Source organism: Sporosarcina sp. P1 (assembly GCF_002743155.1).
GTDB lineage: Bacteria > Bacillota > Bacilli > Bacillales_A > Planococcaceae > Sporosarcina > Sporosarcina ureae_B.
Window position 1 is genome coordinate 293,102 of the sequence record NZ_PDYS01000002.1, and the last position, 17,152, is coordinate 310,253.

Sequence of the window (17,152 nt, forward strand, 5' to 3'; positions counted from 1 at the left end):
AAATGGGATACAGAAAACTTGGACGCACAAGTTCACAACGTAAAGCAATGCTTCGCGACTTAACGACAGATCTTATTATTCACGAGCGCATCCAGACAACTGAAACACGTGCGAAAGAATTACGTAAAGTAGTTGAAAAGATGATCACTCTTGGAAAACGTGGAGATCTTCATGCACGTCGTCAAGCGGCTGAATATATTCGTCGTGAGAAGGTGACTGTTGAAAACGCAGAAGGCGAAGAAGCAACAGTGTTTGCACTTCAAAAACTTTTTGATACAGTAGCACCACGTTATGCAGATCGCCAAGGCGGTTATACACGTATAATGAAAATGGGACCTCGCCGTGGCGATGGCGCACCAGTAGTTATTATCGAACTGGTGTAATTCCAACACTTCGAGGGTGTGTCTGTCACGCACAGCACACCCTTTTATTACAAGTACGAGATTTATACGACATAAAAGCTGAGTGTTATGATCCGCGAGTAATCGACTGGTCTAGCTCTACGTACCTCATCTGAGATGTCGGCATGAGCACCCGGCATTTTCGTTTTCAAAGGCGCATTCCTTAGATGAGGTACGCGCTTTTTTTTTATACATAAGAATAATGGAGTACATAAGAATTATAGTGATTCATAACAACATCTAAGAGGAGGAATCCAGATGAAGGAAATAGCGTCGATGCACCACGTTGACTTTTCTTACGAGATTGAAGAAGAGGAATCTTCGCTTATGTCAACTAAAGCATTACATGATATATCTTTCACTTTGTATGAAGGAGAATGGCTGGCAGTTGTAGGACATAACGGTTCTGGTAAGTCGACGTTAGCCAAGCTATTGATTGGCTTGATGTTTCCTTCGTCAGGTGAAGTACATCTCTTTTCTGAACGACTATCAGAAGAAAATCTTTGGGAGACACGTTCCCGTATGGGCATTGTCTTTCAGAACCCTGATAACCAGTTTGTCGGTTCAACGGTGCAGGATGATGTAGCATTTGCACTTGAAAACAATGGCGTACCACACGACATGATGGTAAAACGTGTTCATGAGGCTCTGGAGCAGGTGAAGATGACAGAATACATCAATCATGAGCCGCATCATCTCTCAGGTGGGCAGAAGCAGCGTGTGGCGATTGCAGGTGCATTAGCTTTGCATCCTGAACTGCTTATTCTAGATGAAGCCACTTCCATGTTGGATCCCCAAGGACGTGAAGAAGTAATCGAGATCGTCAAGAAATTACGGTCTGAAATCGGACTGACTGTGTTATCCATTACGCATGACTTGGAAGAAGTGTTATTGGCAGATCGTATATTGGTTATGAATGAAGGACAAGTCTTGATGGTAGGTACACCGCAGGAAATCTTTCAACAAGGTACTGAACTTGAAAAGGTTGGACTCGATCTGCCGTTTGCTTTACGTGTTTCTGAGTTATTAAAAATAGCTGGCGTAGAGTTGGAAAGCAATCATATGACAGAAGAAGAGTTGGTGAATGAATTGTGGACATTTCACTTCAGCAAGTAGGCTACTTATACGCTAAAGATTCACCGTTTGAGAAACGTGCCTTGCAGGACGTGACAGCTACAATCCCTTCAGGTTCTTATACGTCAATCATTGGTCATACAGGATCAGGGAAATCGACATTATTGCTTCATTTGAATGGTTTGCTAAAGCCGTCTGAGGGTATTGTCAAAATAGGTGACACGATGATTACTGCACAGACTAAAGGTAAGCAGATGAAAGAAGTTCGACACCAAGTAGGGATTGTGTTTCAGTTTCCTGAACATCAGTTATTTGAAGAGACAGTTGAAAAAGATATTATGTTCGGTCCTATCAATTTTGGTGTGCCGAAAGAGGTAGCAAGGTCTCGCGCACATGAACTAGTAAAGCTTTTAGGTCTGCCTGAAGATGTGTTGCAAAAGTCTCCTTTTGAGCTATCAGGAGGTCAAATGCGGCGTGTTGCCATTGCAGGTGTCCTTGCGTTCAAACCGTCTGTCTTAGTCCTTGACGAGCCGACAGCAGGGCTAGACCCTAAAGGTCGTAAAGAAATTATGGAGTTGTTCCATCATTTGCATAAGACAGAGAGTTTAACGACTATCCTCGTTACACATAGTATGGAAGACGCCGCACGCTACAGTGATCGGATTCTGGTGATGCATGAGGGGACAGCCGTGATGGAAGGGACGCCTGAAGATATATATAGTCTGGAAGAGGAACTCCATTCATTTCGACTCAGCGTCCCGCGTTCTGTGCGTTTTCAACGTGAAGTAGAAAGGATGAGTGGACAGCGTTTTGATCGTATTGCACTTACGGAAGAAGTATTGGCGCAAGAACTAGCAAAAGCCATTGCAAGAAAAGGGGAGCGGCCATGTTAGAAAAAATGATTATTGGCCGTTTTATTCCCGGTACATCTATTGTGCATCGTATGGATCCGCGTTCCAAATTACTCTTTGTCTTTCTGTTTGTAGTAGCAGTGTTCTTGGCAAATAACTTAGTATCTTATGCCATTTTGCTTGGTTTCACGGCGTTTGTCATTGCACTTGCTAGAATCAGACCATATTTTCTAATCAACGGGTTGAAACCGGTCATCTTTTTAATCATTTTTACTCTTTTATTACATATTTTCTTCACACGCGAAGGACCCATTATATTTGAATGGAAGTTTATTAAAATTTATGAAGAAGGATTGCGAATGGGTATATTCATATCCATCCGATTTTTGGTCCTTGTTTTGATTACGACAGTATTGACGTTAACCACTTCACCGATCTCAATTACGGATGGATTGGAAACACTACTCAATCCGTTTAAAAAGCTGAAATTGCCCGTACATGAATTAGCGTTGATGATGTCCATTTCTCTACGTTTCATTCCAACTCTTATGGACGAAACAGATAAAATATTAAAGGCACAACTAGCAAGAGGATCTGATTTAAGTACCGGTTCCATCAAAGAACGGGTACAGGCAGTCATTCCTTTGCTTGTACCGCTATTTGTTAGTGCATTTAAGCGTGCAGAAGATTTGGCAATTGCAATGGAAGTGCGTGGTTACCGTGGTGGGGAAGGTCGCACAAGGTTCCGTCAGCTGTCTTGGCATATGAGGGATACTGCTGTCCTAATCGCTTTTGTGCTATTAGTAGGTGTATTGCTATTGGTAAGGAAGTGAATAAATTGAAACGAATGAAAGCGACTGTTTCGTATGACGGTACGAACTTTGCTGGCTATCAATCTCAGCCAGGCATGCGGACAGTTCAAGCAGAGATCGATAAGGCACTTGTTAAATTGCATAAAGATTCTACATCACACGCAGTAGCAAGCGGACGAACCGATGCTGGTGTTCATGCGTTAGGTCAGGTTATCCATTTTGACACACCTCTTGATTTAGGTGATCGATGGCTGATGGCATTAAATGTGCTTCTACCTAAAGACGTACGCATAACTGCGATTAAACAGGTGTCTGAAGAATTCCATGCGCGTTACGGTGCAAAAGGTAAAACGTATCGATATAAATGGTCCTATGGAGAATTACAAAGTCCATTCGAACGTAATTTTGCTGTCCATTTAGGTAGATGGAATCCGGATGTAGAACGAATGAATGCAGGTGCTGCCTATTTAATCGGCACACATGATTTCACAAGTTTCTGTTCGGCGAAGACTGCTACTTCGAATAAAGTCCGTACGATCCGAAAACTAACACTTGAACGTCATCAGGATGAACTGATTCTTGAAGTGGAAGGTGATGGATTTCTTTACAATATGGTCCGGACGATTGCGGGTGCTTTGCTGGCGGTCGGTATTGGTTGGGACGAGCCAGAAGATATCCAGAAAATTCTCGAGGCGAAAGATCGTCAAAGAGCAGGGAAGACAGCGGCAGCACACGGTTTGTACTTACTAGAAGTTACTTATTGAACTCATGGCAACTAATCCTGGTGTATTCATAAAAACGCTTGACTTTATTGACAATAAAGGGTAACATGATAAATGGTATTTCAATAACCCCACAAACAAGCCCCGGAAGTTTATTTGTGTTTAGGGATAGAGAAAACAAGGGAACAGATTTGATATTTTAGGAGGAAATACAATATGCGCACAACATTCATGGCTAAAGGTCACGAAGTCGAACGTAAATGGCTAGTTGTCGACGCTGAAGGACAAACGCTTGGTCGTCTTGCTTCAGAAGTTGCAACTCTTTTACGCGGTAAACATAAACCGACGTTTACACCACATGTTGATACAGGTGATCACGTCATCATCATCAACGCTGAAAAAATCCATTTGACAGGTAATAAATTGAAAGATAAATTATACCACCGTCACTCTGGTTACACAGGTAGCCTTAAGTCACGTACTGCTCTTGAGATGCGTACTAACTACCCTGTAAAAATGCTTGAACTTGCGATTAAAGGAATGCTTCCAAACGGTCCTCTAGGTCGTCAAACAATTAAGAAATTACATGTATACGCTGGTCCAGAGCATCAGCATATCGCACAAAAACCAGAAGCTTTCGAGCTTCGCGGTTAATTAAGAGGAGGAAACCCACTTGGCACAAGTACAATATATCGGCACTGGCCGTCGTAAAAGTTCAGTAGCTCGTGTACGTCTAATTCCTGGCGAAGGCAAAATTGTCGTCAATAATCGTGACGTAGAGGACTACGTACCATTCGAAACACTACGTGAAATCATTAAACAACCACTAGTTACAACGGAAACACTTGGAAGCTATGATATCCACGTTAACGTTAACGGTGGAGGTTACACAGGTCAAGCAGGCGCAATCCGTCACGGCGTTGCTCGTGCATTGCTTACTGTAGATCCTGATTTCCGTGCAGCACTTAAATCAGCAGGATTCCTAACACGTGACCCACGTATGAAGGAACGTAAGAAACCAGGTCTTCGCGGCGCTCGTCGTGCACCTCAGTTCTCAAAACGTTAATTTGTTTTTTCAAAAGCTCTTCTCATTATTTTATGAGAAGGGCTTTTTTACGTCTAGTATGCTGTATTTGGGGATGAACATTTACTACTAGTTGTGCAGTAAACACTGCAAGCTCTATGGGTATCGGTTTGCTAATTTATCATACTTCGCATCACTTATCATATGTGAATTTCTTTATACCAAATGACTATATGACGAGATGTGATTTAAGCATTTTAACTGCAATAAAATCTGTTTTAGTTGTACTTTTGTAAGTAGATAACTTGTCAGCTCCTTTCGTAAGCGGGAACACTTGAATCTTCACCGAGAAACTGTACAATAAATTAGTAGCAGTAACTCCAAATTACTTTCTAAAACTTTGTGATAAGGAAAGTAGACCACCCTTCATATCCAGTTGTTCAAGATATTTGAGAGACTCACGGATCACCCCCTGATGTAATGAGTCATTAACGATTCAACTGCGACTAGACCATTTAATAAACATCTCGTTACCAATTTATATGATACGAAATTAGAGCTAACTAGAAAGAAACCATTTCTTCAAATAACAATAATCATTTGTCAGAAAAGTGTTATACAGGTGACGTTTATGCTAACTTGCATTTGGGTAAACTGTGACAAGTTGTATTTTTCTATTCATACTCGTTTTAGTCCAATTGAACTGTATGAATGAATAAAAATGTGTGGAACGATTGAAAGTGTAAAGTAGGCTGACATAAGTTTTTACACTTTATAGAATATTCAACAGTTTTAATTTATTTGGAGATAAAAGTTTACTGCAATATATTATTTTAGGAGGTTGAACAATGCGATTACTACCGCGCGAAATTGATAAATTAATGATTGTTGTTGCTGCAGACGTTGCCAGAAGACGAAGGGAACGAGGGCTTAAATTGAATCATCCAGAAGCAATGGCTCTTATTACATATGAAGTGATGGAAGGTGCCAGAGATGGTAAAACAGTAGCAGAACTTATGGCTTATGGTGCGACAATTTTATCCCGTGAAGATGTAATGGATGGTATTCCAGAAATGATCGATGATATTCAAGTTGAGGCAACATTCCCGGATGGGACGAAGTTGGTCACAGTGCATAATCCGATAAGATAGATTATTTATAAAAAGAAAGGGGAAACAACGATGATACCAGGCGAATATATTTTAAAAGATGAACCGATCATCTGTAATGAAGGCGCAGAAAGTATACATGTACAAGTTATTAATCATGGTGACAGACCCATCCAAGTCGGTTCTCATTACCATTTCTATGAAGTAAATCTTGCCCTGAATTTTGATCGGGAAGTGACGTACGGTAAACGCCTCAATATACCGGCAGGTGCTGCTGTTCGTTTTGAACCGGGTGATGAAAAAGAAGTGCAGCTAATTGACTATGCTGGAGAAAGAGAAGTTTACGGATTTCATAATAAAGTAGACGGACCATTGGAAGGCGGGAATACGAAATGAGTTTTAAAATGGATAGAGAGCAATATGCTCAAATGTTCGGGCCGACAACTGGAGACTCTGTTCGACTAGCAGATACAAATTTATTCATCCAAATTGAAAAAGATTTTACTAAATACGGAGAAGAAGTTGTGTTTGGTGGTGGGAAAGTCATTCGTGATGGAATGGGGCAACATCCATTCATTACGCGCGAAGAAGATGAACGAGTCCCTGATACAGTCATTACGAATGTTATCGTTCTTGACTATACGGGGATATATAAAGCTGACCTAGCAATTCGTGACGGTAAAATTTCAGGTGTTGGTAAAGCAGGTAATCCGCTTGTTCAAGACAAAGTAGATATTATTATTGGAGCTTCCACTGAAATTATTTCGGGAGAAGGTAAGATTATTACGGCTGGTGCAATTGATACGCACGTACATTTCATTAATCCTGCGCAAGTAGATGTTGCACTTACGGCTGGGACAACCACATTAATCGGCGGTGGAGCTGGACCAGGAGATGGTTCTAGAGCTACGACTGCCACACCGGGTGCTTGGCATCTTCATTCAATGCTTAAGGCTTTAGATGGACAACCAATCAATATTGGTTTAACAGGTAAAGGGCATGCGGCTGCGGGAGCTCCCTTAGCGGAACAAATAATTGCTGGAGCGATTGGTTTGAAAGTCCATGAAGATTGGGGGGCGACACCATCCGTTCTTGATCATGCATTACGAATTGCTGATGAATATGATGTACAAGTCGCACTTCACGCGGATACATTAAATGAATCGGGATTTTTTGAAGATACGATTAAAGCGATTGATGGTCGTGGTATCCATATGTACCATACGGAAGGTGCAGGAGGCGGACATGCTCCCGATTTAATTAAATCTGCAGGTATGATGAATGTGTTGCCGGCTTCTACCAATCCGACATTGCCGTATACGATTAATACGATTGATGAGCATTTGGATATGGTCATGGTTGCCCATAACTTAAATCCATCTGTGCCAGAAGATATCGCATTTGCGGATTCACGCATCCGTAACGAAACGATTGCTGCGGAAGATGTTTTACAAGACTTGGGTGTCTTTAGTATGACAAGCTCCGATTCTCAGGCGATGGGCCGTATCGGTGAAGTTGCACTTCGTACATGGCAAGTAGCTCATAAAATGAAAAAGCAACTTGGGGTCATGGAAGGTGACAGTGAGTATTCGGATAATAATCGGGTAAAACGCTATGTCGCTAAATATACGATCAATCCTGCTATTGCTCATGGCGTATCGGAGTATATCGGTTCAATTGAAATTGGGAAAATAGCGGACCTTGTCTTGTGGGATCCGAAGTTCTTTGGAGTCAAACCGGAGATGATCTTGAAAAGTGGAATGGCGGTCTTTAGCTTAATGGGCGATGCGAATGCAACGATTCCTACACCGCAACCAATGATTTATCGCCCGATGTATGCCACGCTCGGGAAAGCACTGTCGCAAAGTTCCATTACATTTGTTTCGCAGATCGCATATGATCAAGGAATCAAAGAGAAGCTTGGACTTGAAAAAGTGGTACTCCCTGTCCGTAATATACGGAGTCTTACAAAAAAAGATATGAAGTTAAATACAGCTACGCCACATATTGAAGTAGATCCACAAACGTATGAAGTAAAAATCGATGGAAAGCATATAACATGCGACCCAGTTGACGAAGTGCCAATGGGGCAACGCTATTTCCTATTCTGAGGTGAAGAAAATGATTATAGAAGAAGTCTTAATGAACGTCAGGGATTTAGATCCAAGTGAGTATGAAAGTCGTCATAAAGAGAAAGTGTACTTAGAAAGTGCACATTTAATGAAGAGAATTCAACGCGTAGAAACCGATCATGGACGTGAAATTGGTATTCGATTAAATAGCCCGCGTGATTTGGAAGCGGGAGACATTCTGTTTATGGATGATAAGAATATTATTTTGATTGATGTCCTTTCTGATGATTTAATTATTATTAGCCCGCGGACGATGCTTGAAATGGGAACGATTGCTCATCAACTTGGAAATCGTCATTTACCTGCGCAATTTGAGGATGAAGATATGCTCGTGCAATATGATTATTTAGTTGAAGATTTGCTGCGAGAAATGGATATTCCATTCAAGAGAGAAGAGCGAAAAGTTGCAAAGGCTTTCCGTCATATTGGGCATAGCCATGACTAACCATGCATTATCCTTGTTACAGCTATGCGATTCTAGTTTTCCCATAGGCTCTTTTAGTCAATCATTCGGGCTAGAAACTTATATCCAGAACGACAAGGTTATCGATGCTAATACATTTTCTGAGTGGTTAAATGTCTATGTGCATGAACAGCTTGCATATGCAGACGGCTTAGCTGTTAGACTCGCTTATGATGCATTGGATATGAATGAACTTGATAAGATTTGGGAACTGGATCGCATATTGACTGTGCAGAATCTTGCCCGCGAATCCCGCGATGGTACACAGCGTATGGGCGATAGGATGTTAGATATTGCAGAATCCATTTACAAAATACCGGTATTATCTACCTACACGCAGAAAATTCGTGATAAACAAGCTTTTGGCCATCCCGCTATTGTTTTTACGATGATTGGACATCACTTACAAGTAGAAAAGAATACAACGATTTTATATTATTTATACTCGACGGTTGTTAGTCTCGTGCAAAACGCTGTACGGGCTATCCCGCTTGGACAAACTGCAGGACAGAAAATTATTTATACTTTTCAACAACAACTTCAGCAAACAACAGACAAAATAATGAAGTTAGATCAAGAAGAGTTTGGTATTGTATCACCAGGACTCGAGCTTTCACAAATGCAACACGAACGTGTTGGAATACGTATTTTTAGTTCATAATGAACAGAATGAAATTGATGATAAGGATGTGCTTAGAATGGGACCAATTAAAATAGGTGTCGGTGGACCAGTTGGTGCAGGAAAAACAATGCTTGTCGAAAAACTCACACGCGCTTTAGATGGCGAAGTGAGTATGGCAGTCATTACTAATGATATATATACGAAAGAAGATGCTAAATTTTTAGTAGCGAACGGTATTCTTCCTGAAGACCGTATTGTAGGTGTGGAAACAGGAGGCTGCCCACATACGGCGATTCGTGAAGATGCCTCGATGAACTTCGCAGCAATTAATGAACTGAAGGAAAAGCATCCCGACGTCGAGTTGATTTTTGTAGAGAGTGGCGGCGATAACCTAGCAGCTACGTTTAGTCCGGAACTCGTAGACTTTTCCATTTATATAATTGACGTGGCGCAAGGTGAAAAAATCCCACGTAAAGGTGGACAAGGAATGATTAAATCTGATTTGTTTATTATTAACAAAACAGATTTGGCACCATATGTCGGGGCAAGACTTGAGGTAATGGAATCTGACACGAAAATATTTAGAGGGAATAAACCGTTCTTTTTTACTAATTTAAAAGATGATCAGGGACTAGATGAAGTAGTAGAGTGGGTCAGGAAGCATGCGTTGTTAAAAGGACTAGGACAAGATGTCTGAATGGACAGGTGTTCTTGACCTCGTCATGGAAAATCGGCTAGGCCGCTCCGTGGCGAAAAGTGTCTACTTTCAAGGCGCATTTAAAGTAATGCGTCCCGTCTATTTCAATAAGAATAGTTATCCATGCTATTACTTATTGAATCCTGGCGGTGGTTATTTAGATGGTGATCGGTATCAAATGAAAGTCACACTGGGTGAACAGGCAATGCTAACGTTGACGACTCAGTCAGCGACGAAAGTATATAAAACGCCGACCAAGCAAGTATACCAAGAGACCGTCTTTCATCTGAAAAAAGACAGTTATTTAGAGTACTTACCCGATGCACTGATTGCATACGAAGATGCCAGTTGTTATCAGAAAAATAGTGTGTATATGGAAAAGGGAGCAACTTTTCTGTATTCTGATATATTGACTCCAGGTTGGTCACCGGAAGGAAGAAAATTCAGCTACGACATGCTCCGTTTGAAAACGGAGATTTATATGGAAGGTCAACTTGTTGTCTTTGATCATATTAAACTTCATCCAGCATCCCAAGACATGAATGAGTTAGGATTTATGGAAGGATATACACATTTAGGTTCGTTAATTGTCGTTGGAGAAAAAACGAGTGATGCGCTATTGGATCGATTATATGAAACGATTCAACATGAGACTGGAGAATTTGCATTTGGATTATCCAAGCTTACTGTTCCGGGCTTCACTATTCGCATATTGGCAAACTATACACAAGTTATAGAACGGATTATTTCAGTCTGCCACCACGTGATTAGCGATGAATGGAATCAACCGAAACCAAGTTTTTTAAGGAAGTACTAAAGACAGCCCGACAATTCAAAAGAGTTGTCGGGCTTTTTCTAAGAATTTTGTTAGTACTATACAAATTACTATGTATGAATAGTATTGAAGAAGATTTTATAATTCAATATGATTTGAAGTTCGCAGATTGGAGTGTGTTCGAACAACTAAGGTACCAGACAAGCGAAATAGGTAGAGTGTCATTTCCGATGATTGAAACACAGAAATTAGGGTATTATTATACATACGAGCTGCGGCATTTTATGGGCTTTGGCCTCTCCGTCAAACTAAGCAAATTATAGGAGTTTTTGGGTGTATTGGCTCCAACACTCGAGTGGATTAACAGAGGCTACAATAGATCGTTATACAAATGTATATTTGGCATTCTTTGCAAGGAACAAAGGAGTAATTGAGTAGACGACATGTAAGATGACTGTGATCACCAATTTTTTAACCGTATTTCCGAATTCCATAAAATATGTCAGAACATGAATTGATTTGACAACAAACTATTGCTGAGATATATTTGAATTTAAATTTCAGTATGATAAGGAATTTATAAGTAGCAAAAATAATGGGAAATTAAACTATGGGCTAGGTTGCTTGAATTAGTATTGTTGATGAAGTAAGATGAGCTATTTAATAAAAAAAGAATGGATACTATTTTTGGAGGTGTTTCCTGTGGTAGATGACTTTGAAGTGGAAAAAGTTTTTGAAGACAGGCAGTACGAGCGAATTCAGTTTAAGCTCATCATAGAAGGTCGCAATTACAAAGCAGACTATCATGATGGTAAAATCCAATGGCTTAATCCACACCCTAAGCAAGACGTTGGTGAAGAAGAAGTAAATGCCATAGAGGATAAAGTTTTGGAACTGTTATCCGAGCAAGGGATTAGAAATGAAGCGGATGATATTGAGATCGAACGTTCGATTAGCAATAATCAAACTCGGCCACTTCAGTTATTTAAATTGAAGATTCAAGGCGAAGAATTTAAAGGCACATTTATTAATGGCGAAGTTGAGTGGTTTCATCCTAAACCACGACGTAAACTAAAAGAAGAGCGCGTGAAAAAAATAGAAGAAGATGTTCAGAAGAAGCTAAACGAACATTTAGAATAACGAATGGACACTACATGAAATCTGCCGAAATAGATGTAGTCGATTGGAAAAGATCTATTTAAGATCTGTTGCCAATGGAAGTGTTGTATGTAGTGCAACAAGTACTCTCAATTCGTTTGACCTTTCCGACAAGATATGACTACAATGGATACACAAATGAAATAGTTGTTACCGCTAGGGGTGCTCTGTTGAGCTGAGAGAAGCATATTGCTTTAACCCTTTAACTTGATCCGGTTCATACCGGCGTAAGGAAGTGGTGCAGATGTTACGTAGCTTAGTTAAGTGCTTTGTGACGTCTCTCCGCCACTTCTGGTCAAGAAGTGGTTTTTTCATTTATTAAGAAAAAAGGGGAGAGTATACATGAAGTTCACTGAGCGTTTATTAGAGAAAACATTACCGATTTGGAGACAGAATCATAGTCATCCGTTTGTCCAAGAAATTGGAAATGGGACGTTGGATCCGGATAATTTTCGATTTTATATGGTGCAAGACTATTTATACTTAATTGATTATGCGAAAGTGTTTGCTGTAGGCACTATGAAAGCGACCGATGTAGAGATGATGGGGAAATTCGCTGCGTTGCTTAACGGCACATTAAACACAGAAATGGAGCTTCATCGTAAATATGCGGCGCGCTTTGGCATTACCGAAGAAGAGCTCGAGAATGCCAAGCCGTCTCCAATTGTCCTAGCGTATACGCACTATATGCTACATGTTAGTCAAAACGGTTCTTTAGCAGAAGTAGTCGCTGCATTATTGCCTTGTGCGTGGAGTTACTGGGAGATAGGCAAAGAGCTTGCTGCGTTACCAGGAGCGTTGGATCATCCATTGTATGGTGACTGGATTCGCATGTATTCATCGGAGGACTTTGGTGAGTTGGCTACTTGGTGCTTAGAATTAATGGATGAAACTGCAGAAGGTAAACCTGAATCGGAACTAGCGAGGCTAGAAGAGATTTTCCTTAATACGACTCGTTATGAGTATATGTTCTGGGACATGGCGTATACGAAACAGATGTGGCCTGGTGTGCAGGAAGAACAGATGATTACAAAGTAATACACAATAAACGTCCGACTAACATAGTTGGATGTTTTTTATTTAGAATCGAATGGGTAGAAACAGCGCATGCTATTTCCAAAGGAGGTGTGCGCCATCTTAGCGAAAGTAGGTTTGGCACTTGGAGTATTATGGACAAGTGGGTGGGGTACTAGTGATGCGCCAGCTGCTGCACATAGTAAAGTTGAAGTACCGGCATACGCCAAATGGTCAAGGCTTGCGATCAAGCAAACGATGCTTAAATATCCTCATGCAGATATCAAGGATTACTTGCATATCGCAACCGACTCAAAAAAAGTTACAAACCTGGAAAAATTTCAACTTTGGCTAAAAGAGGAAGAACGGGAATTCGGTGTGATAGTGACTGTCACCTATTCAACTGAAACAGGTAAATTTATTCGCATTGATTTTCAAGAAATACCTGTTCACTAAAAAAACGCCCCTATACCATATAACATGGCACAGGGGCGTTGGTTTATTCGGGATCTTTCTGATAAAAGAAATTGGGTGTCATAATGTCATTGGCAAACCGCTTGTGATAAACATGCGTGGCAGCAGGTGACAGTGGTGGGATGAGCCATACCCAGTTACCTGTCACTCTTCTTCCAACACTCCGCTCTTTCTTTTCGAACGATTTGAATTGCTTCGCTGCGGTATGATGATCAACAAGTGTGACACCTTCCTTCTCGTAGGAATGTAGAACAGCTATATTCAACTCCACAAGTGCTTTGTCTATCCAAAGAGAACGATTGGATTTTGTGTTTAGCCCCATCAGTTTGGCGACAGACGGCAAAAGATTATAACGATCCGCATCTGCAAGATTACGTGCTCCAATTTCTGTGCCCATATACCAGCCGTTAAATGGTGCCATAGGATATTCAATTCCACCGATATCAAGACGCATATTGGAAATGATCGGAACGGCATACCATTTTGTATTTAACTCGGAAATTCCTTTAATTTCGGGATGACTGATAGGTACTTCCTTTACTGATGATTTCGGTAGTTCAAAGAGTCGTGGAGATTTCCCAAACTCTTGAATGACAAGTGGTAATACATCAAAAGGTGTTTTGTTCCCTCGCCATCCCAGACGTTCACACAACTTGGTCATCTCAATGGATGCAGAGTCGCCAATGATTGTAGCTCCATCCTCGTATCCAGCATAACGAACTAATTGATGATTCCAGATCCTCAGAGGGTCTTTGTCTTGTACCCGAGGGGCGAAGACGGTAATCGTTGAACAAATATCTCCATCATTCGTTGCATAATCCACATGATGCTTCAATTTTTCAAATGCATCTTCAGCAGTAGTGACTTGTCGTTCATCAAATACTTCCAACGTTTCCCACAATAATCGTCCGATACAGTGATTACTGTTTCGCCAAGCCATTTTCGCGCCATGTGTCAGTTCGGATTGTGTATGAGTGTACGTTCCCGTTTGGATAATCTCTTCTTCAATTTCTTTGACGCGCATGAGTTGTTCCTCTTGAGAAATTCCTAGTTCATTATAACAACTATGGATAAACTGGATTGCTTCTTGGAAGAGCTCAATACGATTTACAGATAGCACCATAATCATCAACTCCATATACAGAGTGTAGCATGTGAATAATATAATGAGTCGCAATAATTTCGGCGAATTACTGACTTTTCATTTAATAGGAAAGTAAACGGCGTATCATTTCCTGACCTGCGTCTTTCGGATAGGATCGGTATAGATGACCTGATAAGCGTACCGGATCCCCGAAGAAATACCGCTCATATTGTGTTTGTCTTGTGCCGAACGAACTCATTGTCAAATCCCAAGCTAACCGAAATAGTTGCACACGTTCCAACGCGGTTTTCGTAGCACCTTGTAGGTACTTTTCGAGATCAAGTTGAATAGGAGATTGGAAATCTTTATCGGTAGGTAACGCAATCATCCCACTCGCTCCGATTAGCTGAATGATCTCACTGAAACGCGGGTAGACTTTCGGAAAAATATTGCTAGCTACTTGAAGTGGTATTGCACTTGGACACATATTTCCCCATTGATCGAGTGATGCATCGGCCTCAGATTTATCTCGTAATGCTTTCATTGTTTCGAGTCCAATAATTATCTCAGATAGTTTTTCTTGAATATGGAGATATTCGGCTACATTAATCATTTGGACGAGTTGCTCTGCTAAATTCAGCATGAACTCTGTTTTGACGATCTGTCTCGTAATGACTTGATGTGTGGCGAACGGATGGAATGAACTCATTGAAAAAAATTCTGAAGCTACTTCCTTATTGTGATGAAAGAATACACGCTCCCACGGGACGAGAACATTATCGAAAACAACTACAGCATCCATCTCTTCAAATCGCGAACTCAGTGGGTAATTAAATGTGGAATTCCCCCCTACAAATGATTCCCTACAGAGAAAACGTAAACCTTCTGTACGGGAAGGTATTGAAAAGGCGAAAGCTTCATCAGAATCCCCAAGAAATGAAGGCGTGCTGAATACCAATACCTCATCCGTCACGCCGCCCTGTGTTGCCAGTAGTTTAGCTCCTTTAATGATGAGTCCAGCTGCTGTTTTATCTACAATCTTGGCGGAGATCGGTTCATCTGACGTAGTAAAGGCAGCCTGAGATCGATTGACCTGTGGCGTGATGAAGGTGTGAGTAAAGGATAGATCTTCTTCTCGTGCTCGTTCATAAAGCGCTTGAATATGTTCTGGAAAGCAGTTTTCCTTGCCGAGCAAGTGAGCGGAAGAAGAGGCAAAGCTCATAATCACCGTATTGAGGTAATCCGGACTTCTACCAAGTAAGCCGCAAGAAAGTCTTGCCCATTCCTCTGTCATAACTCTGCGATTGCGCAAATCCGCTTTGGTTTTCGGTTGTAAGTACGAAAGTCCAATGCGCTCATTTGTGACTGGTGAAGCGTATGTCATAAGAGCCTTATGTGAAGGTGACAATTGTAAATCATACAAAGAGGCCTTTGTTTCTATAAGTCCTTTAAATGCCGGATGTTTAGAAATAGGACCTTTCAATTGTTTTCCATCGAGCCAAATCTCCGCGTTCTGCTCATCCATTCTACGCACAAACTCGTTGCCATTTATAGCACCCATACCATTCCTCCTGAATTTTCAAGTTGATATAGTATATTATGACACCTTCATGGATGATCAAAAAAGTTCTAGGTCAGAACAATAGATGATAATTTTGATACAATACAGAAGGAGTACATCGGGAATGTATTCGGATCAGCGAAAGGTGTGCATATGATGGATAAAGAATTGGTAATGAAGTATATTGTAGCGTGCACAAATCTATATGGGATAGTGCCTATTGAAAAAGTTATTGAAATTTACACTAATCAAAACGAAGAAAACATTTCACTGGATGAAGTGGAAAGTTTTTTGCGAAGTAAGCAAGTGAAAGAAAAACTAGAAGAGAGCTTCGTCTATATTCAATCAAACGAATTTGTGGCTGAAGCGACAAGCGAAGAAGCTGAGAAGGAAAACCTAAGACAAACTGCAGCTGGAAAGCCGTATTATATACCTAGAAGAGAAGAATTACTGTGTTTCATTGACGAAGAGTACGTACAAGAAACACCGGAGCAATTAAATTTGAAAAACATGTTGAAAGAAGATTTCGGTGATCAATTGAATGTAGACGTAGAAGTCTCAGAACTAGTATATAATTTGCAAGTAAGTGGTGGTGATTTCATGATGGAACTGTCCTTATTTATATCCCGTCTGGAACTGCCTATTAAAGAATCTGAGCGCTATATCCCTGCGATTGTCGAAATAGCGGACACGACTAGATTATGGGAAAACCGTGGCCATACTATGAAAGAGTTACAGCAACGCTAATTAGTTCATTTCAATAGACAATGATTGACCGAGCAAGATAGAATAAGAGTACATTACACACTTTGGAGGATGCCACTCATGACTTTAAAAGAATTAACTGCAAAAGAAGTACAAGAGCAATTGGAAAGCGGTAAAGAATTGAATATCATCGACGTGCGTGAAGATGACGAAGTAGCAGAAGGTATGATTCCAGGTGCAGAACACATTGCCCTCGGCAATCTACCTGTCGAAATGCACGAATTGAATACAGAAACACCTTACATCCTTGTATGCCGTTCAGGCGGTAGAAGCGGACGTGCACAAGAGCTTATGGCAGACGAAGGCTTTGACGTAACCAACATGGTAGGCGGTATGCTCGCATGGGAAGGCGAAACGAAATAACAAGCTAAACCAAAGCTGTCGTAAGAAGTGAAAACTTCTTACGACAGCTTT

The 17,152-nt window shown here is 40.9% G+C and carries 21 protein-coding genes and 1 riboswitch; of the genes, 19 read left to right on the forward strand and 2 right to left on the reverse strand.

Annotated elements, in window-relative coordinates:
* Positions 1-2 precede the first annotated feature (2 nt).
* The 17 genes from rplQ to CSV73_RS04425 all read left to right on the forward strand — a co-directional run bounded on the left by rplQ (position 3) and on the right by CSV73_RS04425 (position 13,310).
* Positions 3-383, forward strand: coding sequence for a 50S ribosomal protein L17 (rplQ, locus tag CSV73_RS04340; RefSeq protein ID WP_085132002.1), 381 nt, complete (start codon positions 3-5; stop codon positions 381-383).
* Positions 384-659: 276 nt separating this feature from the next.
* Positions 660-1,517 (forward strand): energy-coupling factor ABC transporter ATP-binding protein, encoded by an 858-nt coding sequence (locus CSV73_RS04345; protein ID WP_099626725.1) that lies wholly within the window; start codon positions 660-662, stop codon positions 1,515-1,517.
* Positions 1,493-2,368 (forward strand): energy-coupling factor ABC transporter ATP-binding protein, encoded by an 876-nt coding sequence (locus tag CSV73_RS04350; protein ID WP_085132000.1) that lies wholly within the window; start codon positions 1,493-1,495, stop codon positions 2,366-2,368. Before CSV73_RS04345 ends, CSV73_RS04350 begins: the two co-directional genes overlap by 25 nt.
* On the forward strand, positions 2,362-3,159 hold the full coding sequence (locus tag CSV73_RS04355; protein ID WP_099626726.1) for an energy-coupling factor transporter transmembrane component T family protein: 798 nt from the start codon (positions 2,362-2,364) through the stop codon (positions 3,157-3,159). The genes CSV73_RS04350 and CSV73_RS04355 overlap by 7 nt, the downstream gene beginning before the upstream one ends.
* 14 nt (positions 3,160-3,173) lie before the next feature.
* Complete coding sequence (truA, locus tag CSV73_RS04360) at positions 3,174-3,902, forward strand: tRNA pseudouridine(38-40) synthase TruA (RefSeq protein ID WP_369802572.1); 729 nt, start codon at positions 3,174-3,176, stop codon at positions 3,900-3,902.
* Between the two features lie 174 nt (positions 3,903-4,076).
* On the forward strand, positions 4,077-4,514 hold the full coding sequence (gene rplM / locus CSV73_RS04365) for a 50S ribosomal protein L13 (RefSeq protein WP_085131998.1): 438 nt from the start codon (positions 4,077-4,079) through the stop codon (positions 4,512-4,514).
* 19 nt (positions 4,515-4,533) lie between these two features.
* Positions 4,534-4,926 (forward strand): 30S ribosomal protein S9, encoded by a 393-nt coding sequence (gene rpsI / locus CSV73_RS04370; RefSeq protein ID WP_085131997.1) that lies wholly within the window; start codon positions 4,534-4,536, stop codon positions 4,924-4,926.
* A gap of 806 nt (positions 4,927-5,732) precedes the next feature.
* A complete protein-coding gene (locus CSV73_RS04375) occupies positions 5,733-6,035 on the forward strand; it encodes an urease subunit gamma (RefSeq protein WP_085131996.1) in 303 nt (100 codons plus the stop codon).
* Positions 6,036-6,065: 30 nt separating this feature from the next.
* Entirely contained in the window at positions 6,066-6,389 is a 324-nt protein-coding gene (locus CSV73_RS04380) for an urease subunit beta (RefSeq protein WP_085131995.1), read from the forward strand.
* Positions 6,386-8,104: an urease subunit alpha gene (gene ureC / locus CSV73_RS04385; RefSeq protein ID WP_099626728.1), complete on the forward strand. Its 1,719-nt coding sequence runs from the start codon at positions 6,386-6,388 to the stop codon at positions 8,102-8,104. The genes CSV73_RS04380 and ureC overlap by 4 nt, the downstream gene beginning before the upstream one ends.
* Before the next feature lie 10 nt (positions 8,105-8,114).
* Positions 8,115-8,570, forward strand: a complete 456-nt coding sequence (gene ureE / locus CSV73_RS04390; RefSeq protein WP_099626729.1) for an urease accessory protein UreE — start codon at positions 8,115-8,117, stop codon at positions 8,568-8,570.
* The gene (locus CSV73_RS04395) at positions 8,563-9,249 is read left to right on the forward strand and encodes an urease accessory protein UreF (RefSeq protein ID WP_085131992.1); all 687 of its coding nucleotides are present in this window, start codon (positions 8,563-8,565) and stop codon (positions 9,247-9,249) included. The genes ureE and CSV73_RS04395 overlap by 8 nt, the downstream gene beginning before the upstream one ends.
* 37 nt (positions 9,250-9,286) lie before the next feature.
* On the forward strand, positions 9,287-9,907 hold the full coding sequence (gene ureG, locus CSV73_RS04400; RefSeq protein ID WP_085131991.1) for an urease accessory protein UreG: 621 nt from the start codon (positions 9,287-9,289) through the stop codon (positions 9,905-9,907).
* Positions 9,900-10,724, forward strand: a complete 825-nt coding sequence (locus CSV73_RS04405; protein ID WP_099626730.1) for an urease accessory protein UreD — start codon at positions 9,900-9,902, stop codon at positions 10,722-10,724. Before ureG ends, CSV73_RS04405 begins: the two co-directional genes overlap by 8 nt.
* 660 nt (positions 10,725-11,384) lie before the next feature.
* The gene (locus CSV73_RS04415; RefSeq protein ID WP_232319233.1) at positions 11,385-11,822 is read left to right on the forward strand and encodes a YheE family protein; all 438 of its coding nucleotides are present in this window, start codon (positions 11,385-11,387) and stop codon (positions 11,820-11,822) included.
* A gap of 166 nt (positions 11,823-11,988) precedes the next feature.
* Positions 11,989-12,091, forward strand: a riboswitch (TPP riboswitch).
* 91 nt (positions 12,092-12,182) lie between these two features.
* Positions 12,183-12,878 carry a thiaminase II gene (gene tenA / locus CSV73_RS04420; protein ID WP_085131987.1) on the forward strand — a complete coding sequence of 232 codons (696 nt, stop codon included), beginning with the start codon at positions 12,183-12,185 and terminating at the stop codon, positions 12,876-12,878.
* Between the two features lie 69 nt (positions 12,879-12,947).
* Positions 12,948-13,310 (forward strand): DUF3889 domain-containing protein, encoded by a 363-nt coding sequence (locus CSV73_RS04425; protein ID WP_099626731.1) that lies wholly within the window; start codon positions 12,948-12,950, stop codon positions 13,308-13,310.
* Positions 13,311-13,353: 43 nt separating this feature from the next.
* Here the strand turns inward: CSV73_RS04425 and CSV73_RS04430 are convergent, their stop codons facing one another.
* Together CSV73_RS04430 and hpaB are read right to left on the reverse strand one after the other, a co-directional pair.
* Positions 13,354-14,451 carry a nitric oxide synthase oxygenase gene (locus CSV73_RS04430; RefSeq protein WP_199092937.1) on the reverse strand — a complete coding sequence of 366 codons (1,098 nt, stop codon included), beginning with the start codon at positions 14,449-14,451 and terminating at the stop codon, positions 13,354-13,356.
* 82 nt (positions 14,452-14,533) lie between these two features.
* Complete coding sequence (gene hpaB, locus CSV73_RS04435) at positions 14,534-15,973, reverse strand: 4-hydroxyphenylacetate 3-monooxygenase, oxygenase component (protein WP_085131984.1); 1,440 nt, start codon at positions 15,971-15,973, stop codon at positions 14,534-14,536.
* Between the two features lie 156 nt (positions 15,974-16,129).
* On the opposite strand from hpaB, the gene CSV73_RS04440 reads away from it, so the two are divergent.
* Together CSV73_RS04440 and CSV73_RS04445 are read left to right on the forward strand one after the other, a co-directional pair.
* Complete coding sequence (locus CSV73_RS04440; protein ID WP_099626733.1) at positions 16,130-16,720, forward strand: hypothetical protein; 591 nt, start codon at positions 16,130-16,132, stop codon at positions 16,718-16,720.
* Between the two features lie 78 nt (positions 16,721-16,798).
* Positions 16,799-17,101, forward strand: coding sequence for a rhodanese-like domain-containing protein (locus tag CSV73_RS04445; RefSeq protein WP_085131982.1), 303 nt, complete (start codon positions 16,799-16,801; stop codon positions 17,099-17,101).
* Positions 17,102-17,152 lie beyond the last annotated feature (51 nt).

Excerpts from the sequence above, each read along its gene's own strand:
- rplM (WP_085131998.1), top strand. The coding sequence starts at position 4,077 with ATGCGCACAACATTCATGGCTAAAGGTCACGAAGTCGAACGTAAATGG.
- CSV73_RS04345 (WP_099626725.1), top strand. The coding sequence starts at position 660 with ATGAAGGAAATAGCGTCGATGCACCACGTTGACTTTTCTTACGAGATT.
- hpaB (WP_085131984.1), bottom strand. The coding sequence starts at position 15,973 with ATGGGTGCTATAAATGGCAACGAGTTTGTGCGTAGAATGGATGAGCAG.
- CSV73_RS04430 (WP_199092937.1), bottom strand. The coding sequence starts at position 14,451 with ATGGTGCTATCTGTAAATCGTATTGAGCTCTTCCAAGAAGCAATCCAG.
- rplQ (WP_085132002.1), top strand. The coding sequence starts at position 3 with ATGGGATACAGAAAACTTGGACGCACAAGTTCACAACGTAAAGCAATG.
- CSV73_RS04425 (WP_099626731.1), top strand. The coding sequence starts at position 12,948 with ATGCTATTTCCAAAGGAGGTGTGCGCCATCTTAGCGAAAGTAGGTTTG.
- truA (WP_369802572.1), top strand. The coding sequence starts at position 3,174 with ATGAAAGCGACTGTTTCGTATGACGGTACGAACTTTGCTGGCTATCAA.
- CSV73_RS04445 (WP_085131982.1), top strand. The coding sequence starts at position 16,799 with ATGACTTTAAAAGAATTAACTGCAAAAGAAGTACAAGAGCAATTGGAA.
- CSV73_RS04440 (WP_099626733.1), top strand. The coding sequence starts at position 16,130 with ATGGATAAAGAATTGGTAATGAAGTATATTGTAGCGTGCACAAATCTA.
- ureE (WP_099626729.1), top strand. The coding sequence starts at position 8,115 with ATGATTATAGAAGAAGTCTTAATGAACGTCAGGGATTTAGATCCAAGT.
- ureG (WP_085131991.1), top strand. The coding sequence starts at position 9,287 with ATGGGACCAATTAAAATAGGTGTCGGTGGACCAGTTGGTGCAGGAAAA.
- tenA (WP_085131987.1), top strand. The coding sequence starts at position 12,183 with ATGAAGTTCACTGAGCGTTTATTAGAGAAAACATTACCGATTTGGAGA.
- ureC (WP_099626728.1), top strand. The coding sequence starts at position 6,386 with ATGAGTTTTAAAATGGATAGAGAGCAATATGCTCAAATGTTCGGGCCG.
- CSV73_RS04405 (WP_099626730.1), top strand. The coding sequence starts at position 9,900 with ATGTCTGAATGGACAGGTGTTCTTGACCTCGTCATGGAAAATCGGCTA.
- CSV73_RS04395 (WP_085131992.1), top strand. The coding sequence starts at position 8,563 with ATGACTAACCATGCATTATCCTTGTTACAGCTATGCGATTCTAGTTTT.
- CSV73_RS04355 (WP_099626726.1), top strand. The coding sequence starts at position 2,362 with ATGTTAGAAAAAATGATTATTGGCCGTTTTATTCCCGGTACATCTATT.
- CSV73_RS04375 (WP_085131996.1), top strand. The coding sequence starts at position 5,733 with ATGCGATTACTACCGCGCGAAATTGATAAATTAATGATTGTTGTTGCT.
- CSV73_RS04380 (WP_085131995.1), top strand. The coding sequence starts at position 6,066 with ATGATACCAGGCGAATATATTTTAAAAGATGAACCGATCATCTGTAAT.